Origin of the sequence: Aquabacterium sp., assembly GCF_014378415.1 — a bacterium.
In the GTDB taxonomy this organism is placed as follows: Bacteria; Pseudomonadota; Gammaproteobacteria; order Burkholderiales; family Burkholderiaceae_C; genus Aquabacterium.
Genome location: NZ_JACMNS010000187.1, coordinates 1 through 4,957, shown reverse-complemented (window position 1 = coordinate 4,957; position 4,957 = coordinate 1). Strand labels below are relative to the sequence as shown.

Genomic DNA, 4,957 nt, shown 5'->3' with positions numbered 1-4,957 from the left:
CCTGGACGCCACGCCCCGCACGATGACGGTCAACGTCACGGCCGTGAACGATGCGCCAGCGGGCACGAACAAGACGGTGACCACCAACGAGGACACGGCCTACACCTTCACGGCGGCCGATTTCGGTTTCACCGACCCGAACGACTCACCCGCCAACACCTTGTTAGGCGTCAAGATCACAACCTTGCCGGGCGCGGGCAGCCTGACCTTGAACGGCGTGGCGGTGACGGCCGGACAAGTGATCTCGGCGGCCAACATTGCCTCGGGCTTGCTGCGTTTCACGCCAGTGGCCAATGCCAATGGCACGGGCTATAGCAGCTTCAGCTTCCAGGTGCAAGACAATGGCGGCACGGCCAACGGCGGGGTGGACCTGGACGCCACGCCCCGCACGATGACGTTCAACGTCACGGCCGTGAACGATGCGCCGGCGGGCGCCAACAGAGCCGTGACCACGCTGGAAAACACGGCCTATGTTTTCGCTTCGGCCGATTTTGGCTTTACAGATGTCAGTGACTCTCCAGCCAATGCCTTATTGGCGGTGAAGATCACCACGGTTCCTGGCGCAGGCACGCTGACCCTCAATGGGCTGACCGTCAACGCGGGGGACTTCGTGCTGGCCAGCGACATCGCTGGCGGTCTGCTGGTTTTCACGCCGGCAGCCGGCGTCAGTGGACAGCCATACGCCAATTTCACCTTCCAGGTGCAGGACAACGGGGGCACCGCCAATGGCGGGTCGGACTTGGATGCATCGGCCAACACCATGACGGTCAACGTCACCAGCAAGGTCAATCAGGCGCCTGAGGGTTTGAGCAACACGGTGATCACGGCCGAGGATGTGGGCTACATCTTTACCAACGCCGATTTTGGATTCACGGATGTCAATGACACGCCGTCCGACCAACTGCTGGCCGTCAAGATCACCACCATTCCGGGCATGGGCGCTTTGATGCTCAATGGTGTGGCTGTCAACGCCGGCGATTTTGTGATGGCGAGCGACATTGCCGCCGGCAGCCTGGTATTCATGCCTGGCAGCAATGACCATGGATCAGGCTATGCCAGCTTCACCTTCCAGGTGAAAGACGATGGCGGCACAGCCAGCGGTGGCGCGGACCTCGACGCTACACCCCGCACCATGACAGTCGATGTGACGGCCGTCAACGACGCACCCGTGGGGTCCGATAAAACGGTGACCACCAGCGAGGACACCGGCTACACCTTTGGTGTGGCGGACTTTGGCTTTGCTGATCCGAACGACTCACCAGGCAACACCTTGCTGAGCGTGAAGATCACGACCTTGCCAGGCGCAGGCAGCCTGACGCTGAACGGCATGGCGGTCAACGCGGGCGACTTCATTCTGGCCAGCGACATCGCAGCGGGCAAGCTGGTCTACACGCCAGTGGCCAATGGCAACGGCTCAGGCTACGCCAGCTTCACCTTCCAGGTGCAAGACAACGGTGGCACTGCTAACGGCGGCGTGGACCTGGACGCCACACCTCGCACCATGACAGTCGATGTGACGGCCGTCAACGACGCACCCGTTGGAGCCGATAACACGGTGACCGCGAGAGAAGACACCGCCTACACCTTCGGCACAGCGGACTTTGGCTTTGCCGACCCCAACGATGCGCCCGCCAACACCTTGCTGAGCGTAAAGATCACGACCTTGCCAAGCGCGGGCACCTTGACGTTGAACGGCGTGGCAATCAACGCGGGCGACTTCATCCTGGCCAGTGACATCGCAGCGGGCAAGCTGGTCTACACGCCAGTGGCCGATGGCAACGGCGCAGGCTACGCCAACTTCACCTTCCAGGTGCAAGACAACGGCGGCACAGCCAATGGCGGGTTGAACCTGGACGCCACACCCCGCACCATGGCGCTCAACGTCACGGCCGTGAACGACGCGCCGGTGGGCACCGACCACGCCGTGACCACCAATGAAGGCACCACCCGCACCTTCACCGTGGCAGATTTTGGCTTCAGTGATCTCCGCGATGCGCCCGGCAACGCCTTTTGGTCTGCCAGGATCACGACCTTGCCTGGTGCAGGCACCTTGACCTTGAATGGCGCGGTGGTCAACGCGGGCGATTTTGTGCTGACCAGTGACATCACATCGGGCCAACTGGTTTTCACCCCACTCGCCGGCACCAGCGCATCGACCAGCTTCACCTTCCAGGTGCGCGACGATGGTGGCACGGCACTGGCCGGTAGCGACACCGATGCCGTGGCGCGCAGGATGTCCATTGCGGTCGCGTCGGCATCTGTGCCGCAGGGGCCCAGCCCGACCAACTCCGGCACAGGCTCGGGTAGCGGTTCCACCACTGGCTCGGGCACATCACCCGCCACGCCAACCCAGCCAACCACACCCACGGCTCCACCCAAGGACGACGCGGTCGATCAGATTGGCGACAAACTGGATGACTACTCTGGTGGGTCGCCCAGCCCCGCAGACAACGCAGCGCTGCCACCTGTTCAAGGCCGTGCCGAAAGCGAGGGCACTGGCCAAGGCCCTTCTGGCCAGCAGGCGTCAGGCGGCGGCTATGCCACATCTGCCGCGAATTACGCTGCCAACCAAGCCGGTGGCTTTGCCTTCCGCCTGGAAGCCGGTGGGCTGAACTTCGGCGTGACACCCGGCAACATCCTGCTGGAGATGAGTGTCAATCTGGTCAACTCATCATCTACCCCCGGCCTCAATCTGAGTTTTTCCCCGGTGGGCTTGCATGGCAGCGAGCATTCGGCGCCCAGCCTGGTCTTTACTGAAAACACTGAAGATCGCCGGGTAAAGGTCGAAAAGATGGTGGTACAGACTTCGGGCGCCGCTTTGTCGGTGGGCGCAGTCTGGTGGGCGGCCCGGATGTCCGGCCTGCTGGCCAGTTTGATGATCAGCACACCCGCTTGGCGCTCCATTGACCCGCTGCCGGTGATGGGCCTGGGCGGCGGGCGTGGTCCGGATGACGAAGAAGACGGTGATGAGCACGGAGACGATCCCACCGGCATGGACGCCCGCGCGGCGCGGCTGTTTGGCGACAACAAGGCCGGAAACCGTGAACTAGAAGGCATTGGATGAGCGAGAAGTTTTCAATCCGCGGTTTGATGCGTCGTTGGGCCATGAGCCCCACGGCGAGAATCAGTTTTGGCCTGGTGTCATTGCTGGTGGGACTGCTGATGGTGCTTGACCTCGTCCTAAAGCTGTTGCCCGATCAGCGCGCCATGACCCAAAGCGTGCGTGAGCAGGTGGCGGTGAACGTGGCGGTGCAGGTCAAGCTGCTGCTCAACGACGCGAGCATGCAGGCGCCACTGGCCGGCATGATCACGGAGATCGTGCAGCAATCGACGGAGATCGAATCGATCGGCATCCGCCGCGAGGCCGGTGATCTGGTGATGTCCACCCGCGGCCACAAAGAGGGTTGGGCGGCGCCGCCTCTGGGCTTGTCCACCATCACCAGCGTGGTGGTGCCCCTCAACTCAGGCACCGCCAAATGGGGCCAGCTTGAAATCGGCTACCGATCACCCTGGCCCAACACGCTGATGGGCTGGTTGAAACAGCCCACCGTGCAGCTGATCTTCACGATCAGCACGGCATCGTTCGTGGCCTTCTACCTTTACCTGCGCCGGGTTTTGCAGCATCTGGATCCTTCCAAAGCCATCCCCGAGCGGGTGCGCGTGGCCTTTGACACGCTGACCGAAGGCTTGCTGGTGCTTGACCTGCAAGGTCAGATCCTGCTGGCCAATTCGGCGTTCCGTGGCTTTCACCCGCAGGCCGGCGACGTGCTGATGGGACGCTCAATCAAGCAGTTGGAATGGTTGGTCAACGGCGTGCACGAGACCGCCGACTTGCCGCCCTGGGAGCGTGCGCTGCAGACCACCGAGCCCATCCTGGGCATCGAAGTTGATTTGAGCCGCGATGGTGGCGACACCCGACGCGCCTTGCTCAATTGCGCCGCCATCCGCGATGCCGCCGGCAACGCCCGAGGCTGCCTGCTCACCCTGGACGACGTGACTGCGCTGGACCAGGCCAACACCAAACTGCGATCCGCGCTGACGGAGTTGGAAGTGTCTCGCGATCAGATCCAGAAGCAGAACGACGAGCTGCAACTGCTGGCCAACTGCGACCCCATGACTGCTTGCTTCAACCGCCGAGCGTTCTTCGCCCGCGCCGAGCCCATGCTCAAGCATGCCCTGGCAACCGGCGAGCCCCTGTGCTGCGTGATGATCGACATCGACCGCTTCAAATCCGTCAACGACACCCATGGCCACTCGGTGGGCGACTTGGTGATCCAGGCCGTCTCCAAGGTTCTGAAAACCTCCATGCGCGAGCAAGACGTGCTTTGCCGTTATGGCGGCGAAGAGTTCTGCGTGCTGCTGCATGGCTTGACGCTGGACCAGGCCGTGGTCGTGGCCGATCGCATCCGTGGCCGCATCGAGCGCGAAGTCGGCTCGAATGTTGAAGGCGTGCCCAACCTGCGTATCACCTCCAGCTTTGGCGTGGCTCTGCTGGGCTCCGGCAACGCCAAAAACATGTTGCTGTTGATCGAGCGGGCAGACCAAGGCTTGTACGCCGCCAAGGAGGCCGGCCGCAACCAGGTGCAGTGCATCGACTGGGCCGAGGTGGGCGAACTGGTGGTGGATGCCTGAGGCTCGCCGTAAAACGTTCAGTTGTCGTTAATTCTTGGCGTATTTACAAGTCTTGCTTGCACAGGCTTCATCCATCATTTTGCGGTGTCCAACGCTTGATTTCAAACTGCCAGAGGTGCCCCGACGTGTGTGAATCCCGCCTGACTGACAGCCAGACATGACGCGCAAGCTCAAGTCTCGTGTTGTCGCTCGTCCTGGCGGCTTTGACGGGCAAATGGAAGAGCTGGAAGCCCGAATTTTGTACAGCGCGGACCTGCTCGTGGTCTTGCCCGATGCCGGGATGGATGCGTCGAGCGGCCAGTCCTCTGCTCAGGTCGTGGTCATG

At 62.3% G+C, this 4,957-nt stretch carries 3 protein-coding genes; all 3 read left to right on the top strand.

Features of this window, described 5'->3' with window-relative positions; genetic code table 11:
- The coding region (locus tag H7225_RS16425; protein ID WP_290663758.1) for a cadherin-like domain-containing protein at positions 1–3,064 on the top strand (3,064 nt) is incomplete at its 5' end.
- The gene (locus H7225_RS16420) at positions 3,061–4,632 is read left to right on the top strand and encodes a GGDEF domain-containing protein (RefSeq protein ID WP_290663756.1); all 1,572 of its coding nucleotides are present in this window, start codon (positions 3,061–3,063) and stop codon (positions 4,630–4,632) included. The genes H7225_RS16425 and H7225_RS16420, both read left to right, overlap by 4 nt.
- A gap of 157 nt (positions 4,633–4,789) precedes the next feature.
- A partial coding sequence (locus tag H7225_RS18355; protein ID WP_366481675.1) for an LEPR-XLL domain-containing protein occupies positions 4,790–4,957 on the top strand: 168 nt, incomplete at its 3' end.

Excerpts from the sequence above, each read along its gene's own strand:
- H7225_RS16420 (WP_290663756.1), top strand. The coding sequence starts at position 3,061 with ATGAGCGAGAAGTTTTCAATCCGCGGTTTGATGCGTCGTTGGGCCATG.